The 21,762-nt window shown below is 39.7% G+C and carries 22 protein-coding genes; 11 read left to right on the forward strand and 11 right to left on the reverse strand.

The window, feature by feature from the left end:
- Nucleotides 1-306: 306 nt before the first annotated feature.
- Nucleotides 307-873, forward strand: a complete 567-nt coding sequence (def, locus tag NSS77_RS01250) for a peptide deformylase (protein WP_342470034.1) — start codon at nucleotides 307-309, stop codon at nucleotides 871-873.
- A 19-nt stretch (nucleotides 874-892) separates the two neighbouring features.
- On the opposite strand, the gene NSS77_RS01255 is transcribed toward def, so the two are convergent.
- Nucleotides 893-2,545 carry an IS1182 family transposase gene (locus NSS77_RS01255; protein ID WP_342468739.1) on the reverse strand — a complete coding sequence of 551 codons (1,653 nt, stop codon included), beginning with the start codon at nucleotides 2,543-2,545 and terminating at the stop codon, nucleotides 893-895.
- Between the two features lie 262 nt (nucleotides 2,546-2,807).
- Nucleotides 2,808-3,578 carry a Cof-type HAD-IIB family hydrolase gene (locus tag NSS77_RS01260; protein ID WP_342470035.1) on the reverse strand — a complete coding sequence of 257 codons (771 nt, stop codon included), beginning with the start codon at nucleotides 3,576-3,578 and terminating at the stop codon, nucleotides 2,808-2,810.
- A gap of 423 nt (nucleotides 3,579-4,001) precedes the next feature.
- On the opposite strand from NSS77_RS01260, the gene NSS77_RS01265 reads away from it, so the two are divergent.
- Complete coding sequence (locus NSS77_RS01265; protein ID WP_342470036.1) at nucleotides 4,002-4,211, forward strand: DNA-directed RNA polymerase subunit epsilon; 210 nt, start codon at nucleotides 4,002-4,004, stop codon at nucleotides 4,209-4,211.
- Between the two features lie 5 nt (nucleotides 4,212-4,216).
- On the forward strand, nucleotides 4,217-5,881 hold the full coding sequence (gene rnjA, locus NSS77_RS01270) for a ribonuclease J1 (RefSeq protein WP_342470037.1): 1,665 nt from the start codon (nucleotides 4,217-4,219) through the stop codon (nucleotides 5,879-5,881).
- Nucleotides 5,882-5,960: 79 nt separating this feature from the next.
- Here rnjA and NSS77_RS01275 read toward each other — a convergent pair whose 3' ends face one another.
- The 6 genes from NSS77_RS01275 to NSS77_RS01300 form a co-directional block, all read right to left on the reverse strand.
- Nucleotides 5,961-6,731, reverse strand: coding sequence for a sulfite exporter TauE/SafE family protein (locus NSS77_RS01275; RefSeq protein ID WP_342470038.1), 771 nt, complete (start codon nucleotides 6,729-6,731; stop codon nucleotides 5,961-5,963).
- An 84-nt stretch (nucleotides 6,732-6,815) separates the two neighbouring features.
- On the reverse strand, nucleotides 6,816-7,451 hold the full coding sequence (locus tag NSS77_RS01280) for a response regulator transcription factor (protein ID WP_141602986.1): 636 nt from the start codon (nucleotides 7,449-7,451) through the stop codon (nucleotides 6,816-6,818).
- Nucleotides 7,448-8,479, reverse strand: a complete 1,032-nt coding sequence (locus tag NSS77_RS01285) for an ATP-binding protein (RefSeq protein ID WP_342470039.1) — start codon at nucleotides 8,477-8,479, stop codon at nucleotides 7,448-7,450. Before NSS77_RS01285 ends, NSS77_RS01280 begins: the two co-directional genes overlap by 4 nt.
- A 203-nt stretch (nucleotides 8,480-8,682) precedes the next feature.
- The gene (locus NSS77_RS01290; RefSeq protein WP_141602984.1) at nucleotides 8,683-10,095 is read right to left on the reverse strand and encodes an MBL fold metallo-hydrolase; all 1,413 of its coding nucleotides are present in this window, start codon (nucleotides 10,093-10,095) and stop codon (nucleotides 8,683-8,685) included.
- Between the two features lie 12 nt (nucleotides 10,096-10,107).
- Complete coding sequence (locus NSS77_RS01295) at nucleotides 10,108-10,641, reverse strand: hypothetical protein (protein ID WP_141602983.1); 534 nt, start codon at nucleotides 10,639-10,641, stop codon at nucleotides 10,108-10,110.
- Between the two features lie 19 nt (nucleotides 10,642-10,660).
- Nucleotides 10,661-11,857: an FAD/NAD(P)-binding oxidoreductase gene (locus NSS77_RS01300; RefSeq protein WP_141602982.1), complete on the reverse strand. Its 1,197-nt coding sequence runs from the start codon at nucleotides 11,855-11,857 to the stop codon at nucleotides 10,661-10,663.
- 312 nt (nucleotides 11,858-12,169) lie between these two features.
- On the opposite strand from NSS77_RS01300, the gene NSS77_RS01305 reads away from it, so the two are divergent.
- Together NSS77_RS01305 and NSS77_RS01310 are read left to right on the forward strand one after the other, a co-directional pair.
- Complete coding sequence (locus NSS77_RS01305; protein ID WP_342470040.1) at nucleotides 12,170-12,940, forward strand: methyltransferase domain-containing protein; 771 nt, start codon at nucleotides 12,170-12,172, stop codon at nucleotides 12,938-12,940.
- An 84-nt stretch (nucleotides 12,941-13,024) separates the two neighbouring features.
- Nucleotides 13,025-13,684 (forward strand): TrkA family potassium uptake protein, encoded by a 660-nt coding sequence (locus tag NSS77_RS01310; protein WP_342470041.1) that lies wholly within the window; start codon nucleotides 13,025-13,027, stop codon nucleotides 13,682-13,684.
- A 25-nt stretch (nucleotides 13,685-13,709) separates the two neighbouring features.
- On the opposite strand, the gene NSS77_RS01315 is transcribed toward NSS77_RS01310, so the two are convergent.
- Complete coding sequence (locus NSS77_RS01315) at nucleotides 13,710-14,147, reverse strand: redoxin domain-containing protein (protein ID WP_141602979.1); 438 nt, start codon at nucleotides 14,145-14,147, stop codon at nucleotides 13,710-13,712.
- A 54-nt stretch (nucleotides 14,148-14,201) separates the two neighbouring features.
- Complete coding sequence (locus tag NSS77_RS01320) at nucleotides 14,202-14,744, reverse strand: peroxiredoxin (RefSeq protein ID WP_141602978.1); 543 nt, start codon at nucleotides 14,742-14,744, stop codon at nucleotides 14,202-14,204.
- 351 nt (nucleotides 14,745-15,095) lie between these two features.
- Here NSS77_RS01320 and NSS77_RS01325 point away from each other — a divergent pair, with 351 nt between their 5' ends.
- The 5 genes from NSS77_RS01325 to NSS77_RS01345 are packed head-to-tail and all read left to right on the forward strand — an operon-like array spanning nucleotide 15,096 to nucleotide 19,441.
- On the forward strand, nucleotides 15,096-15,638 hold the full coding sequence (locus tag NSS77_RS01325) for an XRE family transcriptional regulator (RefSeq protein ID WP_141602977.1): 543 nt from the start codon (nucleotides 15,096-15,098) through the stop codon (nucleotides 15,636-15,638).
- A gap of 18 nt (nucleotides 15,639-15,656) precedes the next feature.
- Nucleotides 15,657-16,760, forward strand: a complete 1,104-nt coding sequence (locus NSS77_RS01330) for an ABC transporter ATP-binding protein (protein WP_342470042.1) — start codon at nucleotides 15,657-15,659, stop codon at nucleotides 16,758-16,760.
- On the forward strand, nucleotides 16,753-17,565 hold the full coding sequence (locus NSS77_RS01335) for an ABC transporter permease (RefSeq protein WP_342470043.1): 813 nt from the start codon (nucleotides 16,753-16,755) through the stop codon (nucleotides 17,563-17,565). The genes NSS77_RS01330 and NSS77_RS01335 overlap by 8 nt, the downstream gene beginning before the upstream one ends.
- Nucleotides 17,565-18,368 (forward strand): ABC transporter permease, encoded by an 804-nt coding sequence (locus tag NSS77_RS01340; RefSeq protein ID WP_342470044.1) that lies wholly within the window; start codon nucleotides 17,565-17,567, stop codon nucleotides 18,366-18,368. The genes NSS77_RS01335 and NSS77_RS01340 overlap by 1 nt, the downstream gene beginning before the upstream one ends.
- On the forward strand, nucleotides 18,365-19,441 hold the full coding sequence (locus tag NSS77_RS01345; RefSeq protein ID WP_342470045.1) for a spermidine/putrescine ABC transporter substrate-binding protein: 1,077 nt from the start codon (nucleotides 18,365-18,367) through the stop codon (nucleotides 19,439-19,441). The genes NSS77_RS01340 and NSS77_RS01345 overlap by 4 nt, the downstream gene beginning before the upstream one ends.
- An 82-nt stretch (nucleotides 19,442-19,523) precedes the next feature.
- Here the strand turns inward: NSS77_RS01345 and NSS77_RS01350 are convergent, their stop codons facing one another.
- Nucleotides 19,524-20,219, reverse strand: coding sequence for an aspartate/glutamate racemase family protein (locus tag NSS77_RS01350; protein ID WP_342470046.1), 696 nt, complete (start codon nucleotides 20,217-20,219; stop codon nucleotides 19,524-19,526).
- A 321-nt stretch (nucleotides 20,220-20,540) separates the two neighbouring features.
- On the opposite strand from NSS77_RS01350, the gene NSS77_RS01355 reads away from it, so the two are divergent.
- Entirely contained in the window at nucleotides 20,541-21,740 is a 1,200-nt protein-coding gene (locus tag NSS77_RS01355; RefSeq protein WP_342470047.1) for an MFS transporter, read from the forward strand.
- Nucleotides 21,741-21,762 lie beyond the last annotated feature (22 nt).

A 21,762-nucleotide genomic window follows, 5' to 3' on the forward strand; every position in this document is an offset into this window, starting at 1 on the left:
TATTACCAATACACAATCGGTCAATTATTGTTTTTTCTTTTTAGGTCACAATTTTTCTAGTTTGCTATACTAAAAGGATTTCCCTCTCTGTTGTAATACAAAAATATATTGTATTATAACAGTTTAAAAAATTAGACAAAATTAACATGTTATGTTCAAAAAACTTTTTTCATTCACGAATTCATTATCGCCTATGAAAGGCATATAATATTCATTGGTCCATTTATTAGAAAAAGAAAATGACATATGATATTTTTATACTGAAGAACTTTAATTTTTGATAGAGAAATTGAAAGGGAGTAAAAGATGATTTTAATGAAAGACATTGTCCGTGAAGGGCATCCTGCCTTAAGAACAAGAGCGGAAGAAGTGAAATTCCCGTTAAGTGATGAAGAACGCAAAACAGCAGAAGACATGCTGCAGTTTTTAAAAAACAGCCAAAACCCGGAATTGGCTGAAAAATATGGCCTTCGCTCCGGAATTGGTCTTGCCGGAAACCAAATCAATTTCTTAAAAAGAATCTTTGCCATTCATATAGAACAAGAAAACGGAGAACCTTTGAGCTTTATCGCAGTAAATCCGAAAATTGTCAGCCATTCCGCCGAAAAAACTTATTTGCCTCAGGGAGAAGGATGTTTATCTGTTGACCGCAGCGTCCCTGGCTATGTCCCTCGCTACGCACGGATTACCGTAAAATTTTACACATTGGATGGGGAAGAGAAAAAATTGCGCCTGCAAGGTCTACCGGCCATTTGTTTCCAACATGAATTGGACCATTTAAATGGCGTGATGTTTTATGATCACATCAACAAAGAAGATCCATTTGCCCCAATCCCGAACGCCTTCCCATTGGAAGCGGAAGAAGAGGAATAAAAAAGAGGCTGGGACAAAACTAGCTTCTAGATAGGAAAAAGGAGAATTTGAGCCAACTCAAATTCTCCTTTTTCCATTTATCCCCATTATTTTTGGTTAGTTGATCTTTGTTGGCCGTGTATTTTCGTAAATTCACGGCCATTAAGGCAATGCCCATTTCATTTTCCACTTTCGATTTTCCTCGAACGGAAAATCGAGTGAAACGCAAATTAGCCTTCAAGAATCCAAAAACTGGTTCTACGTCTATTTTACGTTGACGGAAAATAGAACCAGCTTTTTCTTCTGAAAGCTTCGCTCTTACATATTCTTTTTGTTGTTCCCATTTTTCATTCACCATGACCTTTCGGTGATTGCCTTCCTTTGCTTTTGTGCATGATGAACGAAATGGACATCCTGAACAGTTTTCACATTCATAGATTTTCAATTCTCGTTTGAAACCAGTCTTATCTGTACGTACAGAACGATAACGGAAGGTTACTCGCTGCTGATTTGGACAAATGTAGGTATCACTTTCTTCGTCGTACATCCAATTGTCTGGATGAAATGGATTTTGTTTATATTTCTTCTTTTGTTCTTTCTCATACATGGTATATGGAATAAGTGCCTCACATTTTCGATTCGAAAGGATGTCCTCATAGTTCTGTTCACTACCATAACCAGCATCTGCGACAATATATTTTGGCAATGGAAAATAATGCTTCTCAATCTCATTCAAGAACGGAATCAATGTACGTGTATCAGTAGGATTTGGAAAGATGCTATAAGCTAGTGCGTATTGACCTTCTGTTGCGATTTGTACATTGTATCCAGCTTTCAATTGACCGTTTTTCATATAGTCGTCTTTCATTCGCATGAACGTTGCATCTTGATCTGTTTTGGAATAACTGTTCCGTTCCCCCAAGATGTCCAAGTCTTTTTGGTATTTTTGTTTTCGTAGAATGAAGTCTATTAATTGTTTGTACGCTTGTTTTGGATATTTTCGTTCGCTTCTTAATGCTTTTCGTTCTGTGGCATCGGGCGATGTTTCTATCTTTTGGTCATATTCCTTAATGACTTCATCGACTTGTTGCACCATTTGAGCGAGTTCTTCAACGGACAGTTCTCCCTCATTTTCCCGCTCCATTTCAGGGATGATTTCTTTTTCTAATAGTTCGTTGTATAACTGATTGGACTTTTCAATTAAGTTTTGGTTGTATTTTTCAATGGATTTCTTCCATACGAAAGTAAATTTATTGGCATTCGCTTCAATCTTCGTACCATCGATAAAAATGGCTTCTTGATCGATTAACTTTTCTTCCACCAGTTGGCAACGGAATTGGACAAAACATTGACGAATTAATTCTTTTACTTCCGGATGCACACGAAAACGATTGATCGTCCGATAACTTGGTTCATATCCTTGTGCCAACCACATCATTCGTATACTGTCCTTTAATAGCGCTTCAATTTTTCGACCTGAAAAGACAGACTGCGAATAGGCACACAAAATAATTTTTAGCATCATGCGTGGATGATAAGCAGGACAACCTGTATTTCGAAGAAACGGCTGGAAGGCTTCATCTGGAATACTTTCAACTAAATGGTGAATGTGGAAGGCAATATCATTTTCTTGTAATTTTATTTCTAAATCTAGAGGCAAAACTAATTGATTCATGTTATAATATTTGAACATAAGGACCCTTCTTTCTGTTAGGTTTTGTCTGCTAACTTAATTTTAACAGAAGAGGTCCTTATTTTTTATTGAAAAAATGAAAAACAGCCCATGAAATTTCATTCCAAAATTTCATGGGCTGTTTCCATTTTAGAGGGGGTTTTGTCCCAGCCTCTTTTACATTCTCACATCATCTATAATCTAATCTGTAAAATACTTGCTTTCTCCTTCCATTCAGAAGGAGCCGAGACTGAATACCATCCTCATGCATATAATTAAAATACTAAATAATCTCTAATTTCTTCATCACTTTTGCCAGTCCGTCACGATCGACATGATCGCCGACCACATCAGCAATTTCTTTTACCTGCTCTTTCGCATTGCCCATCGCAACACCGACGCCGACTGCCTGAAGCATTTCAATGTCGTTTAATCCGTCGCCAAAGGCAATCGCATTTTCAATAGGGACATTCATTTTTTCCAACACTTTATGAATCCCTCTTGCCTTTGAACCGTTTTTGGGCAGAATGTCACAGGAATACGGATGCCAACGGACGAATTTGACATTGGAAAAGTTTTGATGATAAACCGGTTCTTCCTGTTCTTCCATAAAGATGAGGGTTTGATAGACGGCATTTTCTTTATAGAAGTGGGGATTGATCTTCGGATAAGGATAGCGAAGGGACTTTAAGCTTTGTTCAATCTTTTTGTTTCCGCCTGCCGTCGCAATCATTTTTTTGTCATCAATAAAAACGACCGGATGATCCCGTTTGGAACCAAATTCGATAATTTCCGTCAACTCTTCTTTCGGGACACTGTCGGTAAAAATCACTTCATTTTTATAAACGACATACTGCCCATTAAAAGTGACATATATATCAATCTCCAACTCTTTTAAAATCGGCTCGATCATAAAAGGGGCACGGCCTGTAGCAATCGCAATTTCATATCCGTTTCTTTTCGCTTGAAAAATCGCTTCTTTTGCGGATGGTGGCAATTGTTTCTTACTGTCGTAAAGCGTTCCGTCCACGTCAAAAAACAGCACTTTCTTCATAGTCACTAACCCTTCCAACGCATATTTGTATGTAAATGAAAAATACTTTACATATATATCATTCTACCTTATACTTTTAATAAGGAGTGATGTGCCATGTTGAAAAGACTCAAAAAGAAACTTTTGAGACGTCTCAATGGCATCCTCGGCAAAAAATCAATCGCTTAAGCCCTTCTCCGAAAATGAAGGGCTTTTCTTTATTTTAAAAGATTCCCATGATAATATAAAAGAAAATGCATGTCATTTTCTTTGGGAAATTTTGCTTTTTTTGATTTTATTATTTTAATGATGAATCGCCACTTCACGCAAATGGTTGTGAAAGGAAAAACCATTTGCGTTAATATATAATATTAATTGATTATATTCGTAAAAAGTGGAAAAATAATAAATGCAAAAATGTACGGTTAAAGAAGGAGAGAAAAAATGATTTACAAAGTGTATTATCAAGAAAATCCAGATGAAGTGCCTATTCGCGAAAATACAAAAAGCCTATACCTGGAAGCAGATTCAGAGCGAGAAGTCCGCGAATATTTAAAAGATCGCCGCATTTTGATCGAGTATATCCAATTACTAGAGGGCAAATATTTGGATTACGAAAAAAATAGCCCGAATTTCCGTTTGGAGAATGCATAACCTATATGAAGTTTGTAAAAAATGATCAAACGGCTGTTTTCGCTCTCGGCGGACTGGGCGAAATCGGCAAAAACACTTACTGCGTACAGTTTCAAGACGAAATTATTATCATCGATGCAGGCATTAAATTTCCTGAAGATGACCTTTTGGGAATCGACTATGTCATCCCTGACTACACTTATTTAGTGCGAAATGCAGATAAAATAAAAGGGTTGTTTATCACCCATGGCCATGAAGACCACATCGGTGGAATTCCGTATTTATTGCGTCAAGTCAATGTTCCGGTGTACGGAGGAAAACTGGCTCTCGGGCTCTTGCGCAACAAATTGGAAGAGCACGGATTGCTTCGCCAGACAAAGTTAATCGAAATCAAAGAAGACGATGTGATCAAATTCCGAAAAACATCCGTCAGCTTCTTCAGAACAACCCACAGTATTCCGGACGCATTTGGAATCGTGGTGAAAACACCGCCTGGCAACATCGTTCATACGGGCGACTTTAAATTCGACTTTACACCGGTTGGCGAACCCGCGAACTTAACAAAGATGGCTGAAATTGGTCGCGATGGAGTGCTTTGTTTATTGTCGGACAGCACGAATGCCGAAGTGCCCAACTTTACAATGTCAGAACGGAAAGTTGGCGAAAGCATCCACGATATTTTCCGCAAAGTGGAAGGACGCATCATCTTTGCAACTTTTGCTTCCAATATTCACCGTCTCCAACAAGTAACCGATGCAGCAGCCCAATACGGCAGAAAAATTGCGGTTTTCGGACGATCAATGGATAATGCCATTTCGATTGGCCGGGAATTAGGTTACATTACCGCTCCCAAAGAAACGTTTGTTGACGCTCAAACGATCAATCGACTTCCTGCAAATGAAGTGATGATTTTATGTACAGGCTCTCAAGGTGAACCGATGGCCGCATTGTCGCGTATCGCAAACGGCACTCACCGGCAAATTCAAATTCAGCCTGGAGATACTGTTGTGTTTTCCTCTTCACCAATTCCTGGAAACACGATAAGTGTCAATAAAATTATCAACTTATTGTACAGAGCGGGAGCAGAAGTCATCCATGGATCCATCAACAACATCCATACTTCCGGACACGGTTCCCAAGAAGAACAAAAGTTGATGCTCCGATTGATGAAACCGAAATTCTTCATGCCGATCCACGGTGAATATCGCATGTTGAAAATGCATACAAAGCTTGCCATTGATTGCGATGTTCCACCTGAAAATACTTTCGTGATGGAAAATGGAGATGTGCTTGCGTTAAGCTCAGATGAAGCGTATGTGGCAGGAAGGGTTCCATCCGGAGATATCTACATCGATGGAAGCGGCATTGGTGACATCGGCAATATCGTGTTGCGCGATCGACGCATTCTTTCCGAGGAAGGATTGGTCATCGTTGTGGTCAGCGTAGATATGAAACAGCAAAAAATTATGGCAGGTCCTGATATCATTTCCAGAGGCTTTGTGTATATGCGCGAATCGGCTACGTTGATCAGTGAAGCACAAAAAATGCTTTCTGAACACTTGGCAGAAAAAATTCAGGAAAAATCCCAATGGACAGAGTTAAAAAATGAAATTACGGAAATTTTATCTCCTTATTTATTTGAAAAAACGAGACGTCGGCCAATGATTTTGCCGATTATTATGGAGGTATAAAAAACAAGGCTGCCTGGGAAGCGTTCTTCTCCTTGGCAGCCTTGCTTTATTTCCAATCCTCATTTTCCACAAATAAGAACTACAATATGTCAATCCAAGTTTTAATGGCAGCGGCAGTGATAAGTACAGCCAAAATCATTTTTAACACCTTTGTATCCATTTTCTTCCCCACCTTTGCTCCAAGGGGAGTGGCAGTAATACTGGCGATGATCATAATGAAAGCGGACCAATAATCTATTTGATTGGTTATTATTTTCCCAAAAGTCCCTCCAATAGATGAGATGAAAGTGACGGCTAAACTTGTTGCAATGGTTACCCTTGTAGGAATTTTTAAAATGACTAATAAAATAGGAACGAGCAAAAAACCACCGGCTGCCCCAACAATTCCAGAACCTATTCCGACAATAAATGCCAGGGAAGCAGCCAACCATTTATTAAAAGTGAGGGTTGATATATCATCAATTTCCTTTGTGGGAATGAACATCAATAGAGCCGCGATGATAGCTAACAATCCATAAACAAAATTAATCGCTTCTTCCGAAAAATAATTGGATCCAAAACTTCCCAAAAGACTTCCTGCTAATATGGAAACCCCCATATATAAAATAAGAGTTTTATTTAAATAACCGTCTTTGCGGTACGACCAGATGCCTGCAAGTGAGGAAAAGAATACTTGGATTGCGCTGATACCAGACACTTCATGGGCAGTGAAAGATGCGAGTCCAAAAAGTGGCGGCAAATAGAGGAGCATTGGGTATTTAATGATGGAACCACCTATTCCAACCATGCCGGAAACAAATGAGCCCACAAATCCAATGCAGAAAATGACAACGGCAAACGTGAATGCCATACTTGATTCACCTGCTTTTTTAGAACTTTTTTTCAATGTATAGCATTCACGTTGAATATCCTATAGGGGGATTCCACTAATTTTTCAGATAATATATTTATTGGCAATGCCGTATTGAATCAGTTCCGCTTTCGTTTTTAAATCCAATTTCTGCATGATGTTTGCTTTGTGGTTTTCCACTGTTTTGGAACTGATGGACAATTTATCGGCAATTTGCAAATTGGTATATCCCAATATGGTTAACCGCACAATTTCTTGTTCTCTGCTTGATAGAACGTCCTTTTTCTGTTTTCCTTTATTTTTAAACCATTTTTCAAGCTGCTCTTTTGGAATTCCAACATCATAATATTTTCTTCCTGAGTAAACCGCCTGAATGGCTTGATATACTTGGTTTGCCTGACTATTTTTTAAAATGTAGCCATCCGCATCAGTTTCAATAGCCTTTTGAATGTAAGCAAATTCATTATGCATCGTAAGCATGACAACCTTGATTTTTGGAAACTCCTTCTTTATCTTTCGAGTGGCTGTGAAACCATCAATGCCTTTTGGAATGGAAATATCCATTAAAACCACATCCACATCCAAACTGTATAACTGTTGCAAACATTCTTCTCCATCGCTCGCTTCCCCTACCACTTCCAAATCACGATAGTTTTCTAATAATAAGGCGATACCCTTGCGGATTAAAACATGGTCATCGACTAGAAAAACTTTTATCATGTATTCGGCCTCCATCTCGGAATAGTAACTTCAACAACGGTACCTTTGTTCATTTCTGAACGAATGGCACATGTACCGCTTAACAAATCAACTCGTTCTTCAATATGTTTTAAGCCGAGTCCCTTGTTTTGAATCGATTTGCGGTCAAATCCGATTCCGTCATCTTCAATTTTCATATGAATGTGCGTATTATTTTTCCGAATAGAGATTTTCACATAGGATGCCTGCGCATACTTGACCACATTGTGCAACGCTTCTTGGGCAATGCGGTATAGATTGATTTCAATAGCCGGATCACATCGGTCAAGCCCTTGGGTTGTTAACTCGAATATCAGATGAGGGGTCATTTTTTTCATATTGTCTATTAAGTTTTCCAAAGCTGCTTTCAATCCCAATTGATCTAAACTTTGCGGACGTAAATTGTAGGAATACGTATACACATCTTCAATCACTTTCCGCAGCTCATTTCGCACTTCTTTTACATAACTGGACAGTTTTTCATTATCCTGCATATACGCTTCAATCGCTTCTAAGGCGACCGAAACCGAGTAAAGTGATTGTCCAACCCCATCATGCAATTCCTGAGCTAATCGCTTATGTTCAGATTCTTTCGCATCAATCAAAGCTTGAATCATTTTTTTATTGAGCGCTGCTTCCTGCGCTTTCAACATGGTTTCACAATCCCTTAATACAAGTAAATACTCATTTTCTCCAGTTTCTACATTTCTATTAATGACCGAAACACTCATTTCCACATCCAGTGTTTTTTTTCGATTTGTTGACATTTGGGACAATATGGACGGAACATCTTCGTTGGCCATTAAATAACAAGACGGGGTTTCTACCCGCCGATTTCTTGTCGTGCAAAAACTGCAGTAAGGAACATAGTCACCAACTTTCCACCCGGTCAGCCTTTTTGCCGCTGGATTCAACATAATAATTTCCCTGGATTCCCTCATTACAACGATTCCATCTTGAATGTGTTCGTAAACCTTTTGGAAGTATTCTGTATGATTGATTTTGTGCAATGAAAACACCTCAATTAAATTACTTTCCGATATCATAATCTCATATGTTTATGATAAAAAAAATATAACAATGGCAGAAAGAATCCCTACAGAAATTGAAAAAAATAAGCAACTGATTCCGTTAAAAAGAGCCTGAGCCTCCAAACTTAATTGAACAAGTTTCGAAAGGCCCAGGCAAAATTTTTACTAGTGTTGTTTATCCATTAATTTCTTACGGCATCTGTTTGAGTTTCTGTTACCCATCTTTCATATCCGCCATCTAAATTCACGACATCTTTAAATCCTTTTGACAATAAAATGCTTGTAGCTATACCCGAACGGGCACCAGAACGGCATTGCATAATAACTTTTCCTTTTGGCACTTCGTCAAGTCTATTCTTTAACGTTCCCAGCATAATGTGCTTTGCTCCATCAATATGCCCTTCTTCATACTCGGATAAATTCCGCACATCCACAATTTGCGCTTTTCCCTCACTTAATAATGTTCTTGCTTCCATTGGTGTAATATTTTCATAACTGCATAACTTATTGGATTGAGACAACATCCCCTTTACATCGGCAAAGCCGGCAATTTTGTCAATTCCAATGGAGCGGAGAGCAATCAGTACTTCTTCAATATCAGTTGGATTCGTCAATACATAAATTGGTTGATTGTAATCGACAATCCAACCTGCCCAAGTGGTGAATGATTGACTCAATGGAATATTGACTGTTCCTGCAATAAAGCCTTTTGAAAAATCTTTAGGGCTTCGGGTATCGATTACTAAGAATCCATCCTTGATCACTTTTTCAATCTCTTTAAGGGAATCGATGAATGGTATTTCCGGTAAGTTTTTAATCAATTCTATTCCGATTTTGTTCACTCTCTTCATAACGGCAAAGTAATATGGTGCCTCAGGCTGTCCCCGAAGTAATTCCTTTACAAATTCCTCTTCATTTTCAATTTTCATTGCCCAGTTAAATTGCTTTTCATAACCTACCGTTGATGATGGAACCGCTCCCAACGCTTTTCCGCAGGCGCTTCCCGCTCCATGTGCCGGCCACACTTGCAAATAATCGGGCAGTTCTTTAAAACGTTGAATGGACTTAAACATTTGGCGTGCCCCAACTTCCGCAGTCCCAGCCATTCCAGCTGCTCTTTCCAATAAATCCGGACGGCCAATATCACCGACAAAAACAAAATCCCCTGTAAAAATGCCAATCGGCTTATCCGCAGCTGCACCGTCTGTTAATAAAAAGGAAATGTGCTCTGGCGTATGCCCTGGAGTATGCATCACTTCAAAAGTAAGATTCCCTAATTTAATAATGTCGCCGTCTTTCAATAGTTGATAGGAAAGCCCCTCTAAATTTGTATATTTCCAATTTTCGTCCCCTTCATCGGAAATGTACAAAGTGGCTCCGAACCGGTCGGCCAATTCCCGGGATCCGCTGACAAAATCTGCGTGAATATGCGTTTCCAATGAACCGACTATCTCCAATTTTTCCTTTCGGGCTACTTCAATATATGGTTCAATATTCCGCATAGGATCAATAACAACCGCCTTGCCATGTTGTTGGCAACCCACCATATAAGAGGCATGGGCCAATTTTTCATCGTAAAAATAACGCAATAACATAGTCATTCCTCCTTATGATTTTTTATTTAATACCGATAAAGTGGCTTGCACATATTGAAGCACCTTTTGAACAGCAGGATCTTTCAACCACTTGTAAATTGTGATTAGTTTAATAGGCTCCTGTGCAGATTCAGCCCGTTGCTGAATTTCTTTTAGCAGGGACATGCCGCTTTTTCCTTTTTCAACAATCGGATGGGCATATTCTTTTAAAGCATCAGTAATATGTTGTGTTGTCGCTTCGTCATGCATTATGGATTGTATAAAATCAAGGATATTTTCAAGTTGCTCAATCATTTTGTTCAGCCTTGGCAATTTCTCCAATAATTCAAGTATTGCTTCCAATGTTTTTAAATTGATATCGTAAGTGCGAAATAATTGATCGTATGGTTGCAAAACCTCTTTATCGGCTAAAATTTCCTTGCCGAAATTGACGTATTGTCCAATTTGTTGTAGTTGTTTTTCATAAGCCGGCAAATTTTTAAGAAAGGAAACAATAGCCTCCTGTATTTCCGGCTGTTCCAACTGATTTTGAACAGATGTATTCACTGTTGGATTCCCTCCAATTTTACATCGTGCCTTTTAACATGCCATTCCAATATAAAACAGGCAGCAAGTCTTTTTTCAAAATGTACATACTCGTCCTTTCAACTCCTTGGTCAAAAGGCATTGATTCCGTAGGTTCTTTGGAGTAGTCAAATTCCGCTAAAATCAATTTGTTATATCCTGTTACAATCGGACAAGAAGTATAGCCGTTATAAATCGTTTTTGTCGTTTGATTTCTGATGCTGGCAATCAAGTTATCAACAAGAACAGGCGCTTGCTTTCGTATGGCCGCACCTGTTTTCGAAGTAGGAAGGTTTGCGTTATCCCCCAGTCCGAAAACGTTTTCAAATTTTTTATGTTGAAGGGTATGAATGTCGACCGCCAAGAATCCTGTTTCATCTGCAAGAGGACTTTCTGCAACAAACTTCGGTGCCCCCATATATGGGGTAACATGTATCATGTCGTATTGGATTTCATCTTTTTTTCCGCTATTTAAATCTTCAAAAATCGCAATTTTTTCATCCGGTTTAATTTCTACCAAGTTATAACAGAAACGGGCATCAATCCCCTTTCTCACCAATATCTTTTCCAACTCTTGACGGTACTTGGCAACATCAAATATGGTTGCGTTTGCTGAACCGAAAATAATTTTGATTTGATCTCTTACACCTGTTTTTCTGAAATAATCATCTGCCAAGTACATAATTTTTTGAGGTGCACCGCCGCATTTTACAGGTGAAGCAGGGTGTGTAAAAACAGCGGTTCCCGATTTGAAATTCCGAATGGTTTCCCAAGTGTAATCAACATGTTCATAAGAATAATTGCTGCAAACGTTTTTCGTACCTAACGCCTCTTTTAATCCCTTAATTTTATCCCAGTGAATCTCGAGGCCTGCAGCCACCACTAAAAATTCATAATGAACGAAATCATTGTTTTCCAGCTGCACTTTATTGTCTTTTGGATAAAATTTCTTAACTGCTTGTTGAATCCAAGTAGCCCCTTCAGGAATTACTGTTTTCATGTCTCTTACAGATTTTTCTTTTTTGTATACCCCACCGCCGACCAATGTCCATAAAGGCTGATAATAATGCTTGCCGGAAGGATCAATTATGGCAATTTGATCCCTCAAAGTCGGCATTTTTCTCAAAAGCTGGGCAGCGACGGTTATCCCACCCGTTCCTCCGCCTACTATTACGATTTTATAAGTCTGATTCTCCATTTTCAGCCCCTTCCTTATCCATCAGTAATTCTCTTATTGTCATGGTATAAGATTGGAGATTTGTAACATATAGGGGAATCCCCCTAATATTTAATATTTCAGAAAATTACGAAGTTTTGTTTTCCATTTCTATTGGAACCGGACAAACAATGCTATGTCATGCTTTGGAGGAAATGCACCGGCGATCGCATGTTACAGACCTTTTTTGTCATCCTTAAATGAAAAAAAGTTATAAAGAATATTCTTATCATTCATTTTTTCATTCAAATCGTTTTATGTATAATTTTTCTAAATATGGAAGGAGTGATGTTCATGGGCACAATGCGGAAAGATCAATGGAATCCATCACTTTATGATGATAAACATTCTTTCGTTTCAGCATTTGGAGATAGTTTGGTCAAGGTGCTGGCACCGAAAAAGGGGGAAAAAATACTGGATGTCGGATGCGGAACAGGAGATTTGGCTTGTCAAATGGCGGATGCCGGAGCAAAGGTTGTTGGGATTGATTCAAGCGAAAAGATGATTGCCAAAGCGAAAGAGAAATACCCGCATCTTTCATTTTACGTAAAGGATGTGACACAACTCGATTTTCATAATGAATTTGATGCCGTTTTCTCGAATGCCGTATTGCACTGGGTCAGACAGCCCGAAAAAGCCCTGACAAATATTTATAATAGCTTAAAAAAAGGCGGCCGATTTGTTGCCGAGTTTGGCGGCAAAGGAAATGTGCAAACGATTTCCCAAGCAATTGATACGCAAATCAAAAAAGCGGGAATCGAAAAAAACATCCCATTCCCTTGGTATTTTCCGAGCATCGGGGAATATACCACTTTGATGGAACAGGCCGGTTTCCGTGTAATTTTTGCCATGCATTTTGACCGCCCTACACCGCTTGAAGGGGAAGAAGGACTAAAAAATTGGATTGACATGTTCGGAAGTCTGTTTTTCGAAGGCATCCACGAGGAAACGAAACAGCAGATTATTGAAAATGTTGAAAAATCATTGAAACCTTCCCTTTTTGAAAACGGGGTTTGGGTTGCGGATTATAAACGAATCTGTGTCATTGGCATCAAAAAACAATAGATGGGCTTCCCCTCTATTTGTGGAAATTAGAAGACTACGTTACAATAATGACATCGATGTACATACAACGCACGGAGGTAACTAATGAGAAAAGAATTTGTCGTCATCGGATTAGGACGGTTCGGAGGAAGCATCGTGGAAGAATTGGTCCGACTGGGGGCGGATGTGATGGCAATCGACTCTGATCCCGAACGGGTGGAAGATTATGCAAAAATTGCAACGGAAGCGGTCATTGCGGATGCAACGGATGAAGAAGCTTTGAAATCGCTCGGACTCCAAAATTTTGAGCATGTCATCGTCGCGATTGGGGACGATATCCAAGCCAGCATACTGGCAACGCTAATCTTAAAGGAAATGGGAGTGCCGCAAATCACAGCGAAAGCCCAAAACGATTATCATGCAAAAGTGCTGCATAAAATCGGTGCGGACGTCATCGTTCATCCGGAGAGGGATATGGGCATCCGGATCGCCAACAACATGATGTCCAATAACGTACTCGATTATCTGGAATTATCTGATGAATATTCCATTATGGAAATCAAATCCAATGATCGGATTGCCGGTTATTCCATCAAAGATTTGGACATTCGTGCCAATTACGGTATCAACATCATCGGCATCAAACGCGGGGATCACATTATTATCTCCCCTGGGGCTGATGAGAAAATCCTATTGGGCGATGTGTTGCTTGTAATCGGAGCGGTAGTGGACATCAACCGTTTCGTTAATCGGGCAATGACATAAGTGCCTGGCATTTTCGCCAGGCACTTCAATTTAGGATACGATTCAACCGCTGTTCCAACATTTTCATTCCTTTTCCGCCAGCCTGATAGTGGCGCAACAAACCGGAACGGTCAAATACGTAATACGATGGCACATATTCATTTTCAAATAAATCCGATAAGATAAAATCATTATCCACGTAGATTGGCTGTGTGATTCCTAAATCTTTGGCCACTTGTTCAATCGTTTCCAAATCCTGGTCCTCTTCGGAACGGGGCATATGCACAGCCACAACATTCAATTGATTTTTATACTTTTCCCGAAGCCCGTTAAGATCAGGCATCGCTTCTTTACATATATAACAGCTGACCGACCAGAAATGAATTAACGTCGCTTTTTCCCCCAGCAACTCTTCCTTCGTCACTTTACCATTGATCCAGGTCGTTGCACCACCCAACTCAGGCAATGGTGAACGCAGTTTCATCGATTTCCTCCTTTTATTGATAAATCCCCACATTAATTAATATGGGAAAAAACATCACAAAGTTGATTCGCCTGGACGCCAATTGGCTGGGCATAGGCCTCCCGTTTGAAGCGCCTGCAATACACGCAAAACTTCATCCACATCCCTGCCCACATTGTTGTGATGCACCACTTCATATTGAATTTGGCCCAGAGGATTAATAATGAATAATCCGCGCAATGCGACTCCCTCTTCTTCGATTAACACTCCGTACTCCTTGGCCACAGCATGGGTATGATCTGAAGCCAAAGGATATTTCAGTGTACCGATGCCGTTTTTTGTGCGCTCCGTATTAATCCAGGCAAGGTGGGTATATATGGAATCCGTCGAAACACCAATCACTTCCGCTTCCAATTCCTGAAACTCATCATAACGGTCGCTGATTGCCGTAATTTCAGTCGGACATACGAATGTGAAATCCATTGGATAAAAAAATAAAACTGTCCATTTCCCTTCATTTATAATTTTTTCCAAAGAGACTTTACCAAAGGTTTTGTCCGGCATTACCGCATCCAGTTCAAATAATGGTGCCTGTTTGCCGACTAAACGCTCTGCCATGATTGTTTCCCCCCTTATTGAATAATGAAGGTAATACTTTCCTAATTTTTACACTAACAAATGAATGAATGAATTTCAATTTATTTCACAAAACGTCCTTTATTATCATACTGAAAACCCCATAAAAATATATCTCCACAGAATTGTTCCGTTGCGAATCGGTCCACAAATCAGCTGCTTCTCCAAAGAAGCCTTTTGAAATTGAAATTTTAATAAAAAATGTTGCATTCCCTTTAAAATTCTGTATAATCATTATCTGTAATTGTAAACTTAAAGTTTTGTATTAGTAAACTTTCTTACTGAATGTTTAGGAAAAATAAACCGCTTGTTGCTAAAGAGGAGTTTTACTATATGCAAATTGGAAAGAAAATTAAAGCATTGCGCATTAAAAAAGGGTTGACACAAGAAGAGCTTGGTGAAAGAACAGATTTGACAAAAGGCTATATTTCCCAGCTTGAACGTGATTTAAATTCCCCTTCCATCGACACGCTTTTTACCATTTTAGAAGTGTTGGGTTCAACCCCCAAAGAATTTTTCGATGATGATATGGAAGAACAAAAAGTGGTTTACAGCGAAGAAGACCAAACCTCTTATATAGATGAAGAAAAGAAATACGAAATCAAATGGCTGATTCCCACTTCCAACGATAAAGAAATGGAGCCGGTGATTATCACTTTTCAAAAAGGCGGGGAATATAAACAATTTGAACCGTCCCTTTCGGAAACCTTCATTTATGTTTTGAAGGGGCGGATCCGTGTAGTGCTGGGGGAAGAAGAATTTATTGCAAGCGAAGGAAACTCGGTCTACTATGAAGCTTCTAGCAATCACCAAATTTTTAATGCCAATGATGGTGAGTCACAACTGCTTCTTGTAGCAACAGAATCTTATTTATAGGGTTTAGGAGGCTTGAGTATGGGTAACACAATCATTCAATTTGAAAATGTTTCAAAATCTTATGACGATGGAACAGTCGTACTGAAAAATATCAACTTTGAACTGGAAAAAGGAAAATTTTATACCCTACTGGGGCCATCGGGTTGCGGGAAAACAACCATCCTTCGAATCATCGCGGGTTTCACAGCGCCTTCTAGCGGAAACGTTTACTTTAATGGAAAAAAAATAAACAACGTTCCGGCTCACCAGCGGCAAGTCAACACAGTGTTTCAGGATTATGCACTTTTTCCTCATTTAAATGTTTTTGAAAATGTCGCGTTCGGCTTGCGCATAAAAAAAATGAAAGAAAAAGAAATCCAAGAGCGTGTGAGAGAAGCGCTGAAATTTGTCAACTTGGAAGGATTTGAAAACCGGGAAATATCCGAAATGTCAGGGGGGCAACGACAACGGGTTGCCATTGCCCGGGCCATTGTCAATGATCCGGAAGTGATTTTACTCGATGAACCATTGTCAGCTCTTGATTTAAAATTGCGTTATGAAATGCAATATGAACTCAGGGAATTGCAGCAACGCCTCGGCAAAACCTTTGTGTTTGTCACTCACGATCAAGAAGAGGCGTTGGCCATGTCCGATGAGATTTTTGTTTTGAATGATGGCGAAATTCAACAATCCGGTTCCCCTGTTGATATATACGATGAACCAATCAACCGGTTCGTTGCGGATTTCATTGGAGAATCGAACATCGTTGAGGGAATCATGTTGGAAGACTATAAAGTGCAATTTACCGGAAAAGTATTTGATTGTGTGGATAAAGGGATGAAACCGAACGAAAAAGTGGATATTGTCATCCGCCCGGAAGACTTGGAAATCACTTCCGTCGATAAAGGGAAGCTTGTTGTGACGGTGGATACCCAATTATTCCGAGGCGTGCATTATGAATTATCAACTTATGACAAAGACGGCAATGAATGGCTTGTCCATTCTTTGAAAAAGGCGGAAGTGGGCGAAGAAATCGGCTTATATTTTGAACCGGAAGCAATCCATGTCATGCGTTTGAACGAGACGGAAGAAGAATTCGACAAGCGATTGGAATCCTATGGAGATGATGAGCGGAATGCGTGATCGCGTAGCAAAGGGGCCTCTCATCCCCTATATTCTTTGGATTGTATTCTTCGTCATCGCTCCAATCGCGTTAATCGTCTATTATTCCATGCTCGATTTGAACGGCCATTTCACATTCGAAAACTATAAACGATTCTTTTCGCCTGTTTATCTGAAAATGACATTCACAAGCTTTTTTTACGCCGTTGTGATTACATTCTTTACTTTATTGGTATCTTACCCAACGGCCTACTTTTTGACGAAAACGAAACATAAATATCTTTGGCTGATGTTCATCATCATTCCTTCATGGATCAACCTGCTGTTAAAAACCTATGCATTCATCGGCATCTTCGGTTTATACGGACCGATCAATGCCGTCATCAGCGTGTTTGGTATCGAGCCGAAACAAATCTTGTTTACCGATTTCAGCTTTATCTTTGTGGCTGTGTATATCTTTATTCCATTTATGATTATTCCGATTTTCAACTCCTTGGATAAACTGAATCCATCATTGGTGGATGCGGCAAGGGATTTAGGGGCATCACCATTTACCACTTTCCGCCGCGTCATTTGGCCATTGACGATTGAAGGGGTGAAATCGGGAATCCAGGTGACATTCATCCCTGCCTTGTCGCTCTTTATGATTACGCGCTTAATAGCAGGAAACCAGGTGATTACACTGGGTACAGCCATTGAACAGCAATTCCTTGTGGCGCAGAACTGGGGAATGGGTTCAACGATTGCCGTATTCCTCGTGCTGATCATGTTTGCAAGCATGATTTTTACTGCCAGAACTAGAAGAACTAAAGGAGGCCGCGTATAATGAATAAATTATCAACAACTGCAAAAATTTATCTGGTTGTCGTATTCATTATATTATACGCGCCTATCTTCTATTTGATTTTCTATTCGTTCAACAGCGGCGGTTCCATGTCCAACTTTGAGTCCTTTACTTTGGAGCATTATGAAGCCGTTTTTGAAGATTCCCGGCTGTTGGTGATTTTGATTAATACGATCATCATCGCTCTGTTGTCGAGCCTGATTTCCACCATTCTCGGCACTTTGGGGGCAATAGGAATCGCATCCATCAAAAGCCGGAAAATGCGGAATACATTGCTTTCATTGAATAACATTTTGATTGTCAGCCCGGATGTTGTCATCGGGGCGAGCTTCTTAATCCTTTTTACAATGATCGGCGTGAAACTTGGGTTTGCATCCGTGTTAATTTCCCATATTGCCTTCAGCATACCGATCGTTGTGCTGATGGTGTTGCCGAAGCTGGCCGAGATGAATCCGAATTTAATTGACGCAGCCCAGGATTTGGGGGCTACGAAAAGGGATGTCATGTATCGCGTGATTATTCCTTACATCAAACCGGGCATTTTTGCCGGCTTCTTTATGGCGCTCACTTATTCGCTCGATGATTTCGCCGTTACATTTTTCGTGACAGGAAACGGATTCACGACATTATCCGTGGAAATCTATTCCATCGCCCGTGTAGGTATTTCGTTGACGGTCAATGCCCTTTCCGGAATTATCTTTATCGTGACGGTGCTGATTGTCATTGGATATTATTTCGTAACCCGCCGCACGAAATTAATCAACGGGGGGGGCGGTAAATTATGAAATCTTTGATCAATATAAGCATTGCCATTTTAATCGTCTGTGCCGGACTTTATTTTGTCGCTGACCATTTGGAAGCCTCCGGAAGCAAAGGAAGCAAAGACACGATCACGATCTATAACTGGGGTGACTACATCGATCCGGACTTATTGAAACGATTTACCAAAGAAACCGGCATTAAAGTCATTTACGAAACGTTTGATTCCAATGAAGCGATGCTCACCAAAATCGAGCAAGGCGGCACAACTTACGATATTGCCGTCCCATCTGAATATACAATCGAAATGATGATTGAAAAAGATTTGCTTTATCCGATCGATCATTCAAAAATACCAAATTTAAAATATATCGATCCTTATTATTTGGATTTGCCTTTTGATCCCGGCAACCAATATTCCATCCCTTATTTCTGGGGTACGGTGGGAATCGTCTATAATCCAAACTTGCTCTCCAAACCTTTGAATTTTGAATCTTGGAACGATTTATGGGATCCTTCACTGAAAAACAAAGTATTTTTGGTGGACAGCGCCCGTGAAGTCATGGGAATGGGCTTGAACTCAATGGGCGAATCGTTGAATGCAAAAGATGAAAAACTGTTGCAAAAAGCCACGGATAAGCTTATTAAACTTTCTCCCAATATTAAAGGGGTGATCGGTGATGAGATTACTCCGATGATGGAGAATAATGAAGCAGCCGTTGCCCTCACTTGGTCCGGGACTGCCGCCGATATGATGGCGGAAAATGAAGAATTGGACTATGCGGTGCCAAAAGAAGGTTCCAATTTGTGGTTTGACAACTTTGTCATCCCGAAAACGGCGAAAAATATCGAAGGAGCCCATAAGTTTATCAACTTCATGCTGGATCCTGAAGTGGCGGCGCAAAATGCCGAATATGTCGGATACTCCACACCGAACAAAGAGGCATTGGAAATCATGGATCCGGAAATCGCCAACGATGAACGTTTCTACCCGCCGGAAGAAGTGAAAAATAGATTGGAAGTGTATGAAAACCTGGGATTGGAATGGCTAGGCAAATACAATGAATACTTCCTGCAATTCAAAATGTCCATTAAATAACATCTAAAAATGAAAAGGGTTTTACATAGTTCGATACAACGATATGTAAAACCCTTTCTTTTTTATTAACATCTTCATGATCTCATTGAGAGGCCAATGCTTTATTCACCGCTTCAATTGCATGAATTTTTGCCGTATCAAATAAAGGCGCTTCCGAATCCTCTTGCTTCACTAATAAACCAATTTCCGTGCATCCCAAAATAATTCCTTCCGCACCTTGTTCAACCAAATTCCGAATCACGTTCTTGTAATAATCTCTTGATGATGGTTGGATTTTGCCTAAACACAATTCTTCATAAATAATCTGATTGATCCTTTTTCTTTCTTCTTCATTCGGCACCAAAACTTTTATTCCGTTTGATTCAATCCGTGATTTATAAAAATCCTGCTCCATCGTGTATTTCGTCCCTAATAGTCCCACCTTTTGGAGGCTTAATCTTTTGATCTGCTCTGCAGTGGCATCCGCAATATGTAAAACGGGGATGCTTATTTTTTCTTCCACATACTCTACCACCTTATGCATCGTATTCGTACAAATGACAATAAAATCCGCCCCCGCTTTTTCCAATGAATAAGCCACATTTCCTAACAGCTTTCCTGCTTCCTCCCACTTGCTTTCCGACTGGAACCGCTCGATTTCCTCAAAATCGACGCTGTATAAAAGACATTTTGCCGAATGCAAACCACCCAATCTTTTCTTCACTTCTTCATTGATGATTCGATAGTATTCAACCGTAGATTCCCAACTCATTCCGCCGATTAGCCCTATTGTTTTCATGTAAGTTCCTCCACTATTTCATTGTCATCAGTTCAGTGAACACTTCATAAAATGCCAAAATTTCGGGAAACAACATTTTGGCATTTTGTATTTTTTGGATAAATTGATGAAAAAATATTAAAATAAAATTTGCCCGCCAGCACAGTTGATGGTTGAACCATATTTTGCCGTTGGAATCGTTATGTTTATATTTTACAAAAAAATATGTTAAATTAATGTTATTTCAAGTAAATTTCATCTATGTTTTGCCCTTCGCAATATGATAAAATATACTTCATTATTTTGAAAGAACGGTTTTTGAATTGAATGGTAGGTGTGCGTATGTCACAGAACAAGAAAAAATTCATCATCATGATGTTAATGTTTAATTTATTTATCACGATGGGAGGCGTTGGTACAGTTGTTCCGGTATTGCCTTCCTATTTGCAATTATTTGGGGTTGGAGGCACCATTCTCGGATTTTTAATTGCCGATTTTGCCTTTGCCCAATTTATTTTTTCACCGATAGCAGGAAATTTATCGGACCAACACGGAAGAAAAATTTTCATCATTATCGGTCTCATCATTTTTGGTTGTTCCCAAATTATTTTCGGAATGGCAAAAGCGATTGGCATGCTGTTCTTTGCCCGCTTTCTTACCGGTACGGGAGCAGCCTTCATCATGCCGCCGGTAATGGCCTATGCTGCGGATATTACCACCATAGAAGAACGCGGGAAAAGTATGGGGCTTTTGGGTGCAGCCATCTCTTTCGGATTTATGATCGGACCGGGAATTGGCGGCTTCCTGGCAAAAGTGAATTTGCATTTCCCTTTCTATTTTGTGGGCGTCGTTGCTCTAATCGCTGCCTTCATTTCATTTGTTGTATTACCAAATATTAAAATGCAGCCAACGGAAGAAAAAATTCCAGCAAAAAATGAAAATATATTAAAACAATTAGCCCGTTCCGTACATACTTCTTACTTTGTCATGTTAATCGTTGTTTTTGTATTCAGTTTCGGCATTGCCAATTTCCAATCCACCCTGTCCATGTACTTAACGGAGAAGTTTGATTATACACCAATGGATATTGCGATTGTGATGACGATTGGCGGATTTCTTGGCGTCATCTTGCAATTGTTCATTGTCGATCAATTATTCAAACGCTTTGGAGAAATGAAAGTCATTTTAGTCAATTTAATCATTGCGGCCATATCGATGATTGGCATGGTGTATGTCAGCGGATTCTTCCTTATTTTGTTGGTTGCATCAGTCTTTCAAATCGCCACTACCTTTATCCGGCCAGCCGTTAACACATTGATTTCAAAACTGGCAGGAAACGAGCAGGGATATGCAGCCGGCATGAATAATGCCTATATGAGTTTGGGCAATATGATCGGCCCGGCCCTTGCCGGCGTACTCCTTGAATGGAAGCTGTCTTCCCCATTTATTTTCGGTGCAATGATTTTATTCGGCTGCTACCTCTTGGCCCATCTTTGGACCGTCAAAAAAGCGCCGCAATTATTGAAAACAACAAATGAATAAAATCGTGGGCGGATGGACGCTT

This window comes from Ureibacillus sp. FSL K6-3587 (genome assembly GCF_038593165.1).
Classification (GTDB): Bacteria; Bacillota; Bacilli; order Bacillales_A; family Planococcaceae; genus Ureibacillus; species Ureibacillus suwonensis.

Coding starts and splice junctions, on each gene's coding strand:
- NSS77_RS01355 (WP_342470047.1), top strand. CDS start 20,541: ATGTCACAGAACAAGAAAAAATTCATCATCATGATGTTAATGTTTAAT.
- NSS77_RS01300 (WP_141602982.1), bottom strand. CDS start 11,857: ATGGAGAATCAGACTTATAAAATCGTAATAGTAGGCGGAGGAACGGGT.
- NSS77_RS01280 (WP_141602986.1), bottom strand. CDS start 7,451: ATGATAAAAGTTTTTCTAGTCGATGACCATGTTTTAATCCGCAAGGGT.
- NSS77_RS01275 (WP_342470038.1), bottom strand. CDS start 6,731: ATGGCATTCACGTTTGCCGTTGTCATTTTCTGCATTGGATTTGTGGGC.
- rnjA (WP_342470037.1), top strand. CDS start 4,217: ATGAAGTTTGTAAAAAATGATCAAACGGCTGTTTTCGCTCTCGGCGGA.
- NSS77_RS01255 (WP_342468739.1), bottom strand. CDS start 2,545: ATGTTCAAATATTATAACATGAATCAATTAGTTTTGCCTCTAGATTTA.
- def (WP_342470034.1), top strand. CDS start 307: ATGATTTTAATGAAAGACATTGTCCGTGAAGGGCATCCTGCCTTAAGA.
- NSS77_RS01325 (WP_141602977.1), top strand. CDS start 15,096: ATGCAAATTGGAAAGAAAATTAAAGCATTGCGCATTAAAAAAGGGTTG.
- NSS77_RS01320 (WP_141602978.1), bottom strand. CDS start 14,744: ATGGCAGAGCGTTTAGTCGGCAAACAGGCACCATTATTTGAACTGGAT.
- NSS77_RS01310 (WP_342470041.1), top strand. CDS start 13,025: ATGAGAAAAGAATTTGTCGTCATCGGATTAGGACGGTTCGGAGGAAGC.
- NSS77_RS01330 (WP_342470042.1), top strand. CDS start 15,657: ATGGGTAACACAATCATTCAATTTGAAAATGTTTCAAAATCTTATGAC.
- NSS77_RS01345 (WP_342470045.1), top strand. CDS start 18,365: ATGAAATCTTTGATCAATATAAGCATTGCCATTTTAATCGTCTGTGCC.
- NSS77_RS01265 (WP_342470036.1), top strand. CDS start 4,002: ATGATTTACAAAGTGTATTATCAAGAAAATCCAGATGAAGTGCCTATT.
- NSS77_RS01335 (WP_342470043.1), top strand. CDS start 16,753: ATGCGTGATCGCGTAGCAAAGGGGCCTCTCATCCCCTATATTCTTTGG.
- NSS77_RS01350 (WP_342470046.1), bottom strand. CDS start 20,219: ATGAAAACAATAGGGCTAATCGGCGGAATGAGTTGGGAATCTACGGTT.
- NSS77_RS01305 (WP_342470040.1), top strand. CDS start 12,170: ATGGGCACAATGCGGAAAGATCAATGGAATCCATCACTTTATGATGAT.
- NSS77_RS01315 (WP_141602979.1), bottom strand. CDS start 14,147: ATGAAACTGCGTTCACCATTGCCTGAGTTGGGTGGTGCAACGACCTGG.
- NSS77_RS01260 (WP_342470035.1), bottom strand. CDS start 3,578: ATGAAGAAAGTGCTGTTTTTTGACGTGGACGGAACGCTTTACGACAGT.
- NSS77_RS01340 (WP_342470044.1), top strand. CDS start 17,565: ATGAATAAATTATCAACAACTGCAAAAATTTATCTGGTTGTCGTATTC.
- NSS77_RS01290 (WP_141602984.1), bottom strand. CDS start 10,095: ATGTTATTGCGTTATTTTTACGATGAAAAATTGGCCCATGCCTCTTAT.